1 protein-coding gene is annotated in these 714 nt (G+C 43.6%); it reads right to left on the reverse strand.

Annotated features, from left to right (window positions below; all coding sequences use genetic code 11):
* Nucleotides 1-237: 237 nt before the first annotated feature.
* Nucleotides 238-714: CAP domain-containing protein (locus ACKQTC_RS09210; RefSeq protein ID WP_408978147.1), on the reverse strand; the 477-nt coding region annotated here is incomplete at its 5' end.

The following is a 714-nucleotide window of genomic DNA, read 5'->3' on the forward strand; positions in this document are numbered from 1 at the left end:
TCATATTCTAAAATACTAATGATAAGCAAAAAAGGGGCTGTGTCAGAATGAGTAAAATCATTCGACACAGCCTCTGGATTGCAGACAAACTTAGCCCTAATTGATTTATAAAATTCTCCTTAGCTATATATTATAAGCTTACATGGATATATCCATAAACAAAGTCCCTCCTCATTTTTTTGAGCTGGGACTTTGTTTGTTAGAGGGCCTATTTTGCAATAGCCCCTTTTTATATTTTTATTGGAAAAGCTGAATCCAGTTCTGAGTGCTGCCTGCATGATAACCAAAGCCTGCGTATTTATTATAGGGCTTAAGAATATTACCTCTATGGCCCGGGGAGTTCATCCATCTATTCACAGCTTCTTCTGGTGAATACAGGTCCCTATCGCTAGTGGTTAAGGTTGAGCCTAAATTTTCACTTAAATTACCTTGCTTAATAAACTGCGACAGGCCGACATCATTCAAAACGGTACTGGGTTTGCTCCCATCTAATCTTCTATGTGGATTCCAGCCGGCTGCTTCTTTAGCTTCAAAGCCGGCCAAGGAATTAATACCCTGCAAGGCTTCCGTAGTCTCCCTCGCCCTAATCTCAGCCCCTTCACAGAGGGCTGGAGAGAGCTTAACCGGCTTCAGTCCATGCTCAGCCCGGGCAGCATTCACCAGTTCCAGCATCCGCAGCTGGTCTGCTGTAAAAGGCTTTCGAGGGGCTTCTAG

This window comes from Peptococcus simiae, from assembly GCF_046097595.1.
Lineage (GTDB): Bacteria > Bacillota > Peptococcia > Peptococcales > Peptococcaceae > Peptococcus > Peptococcus simiae.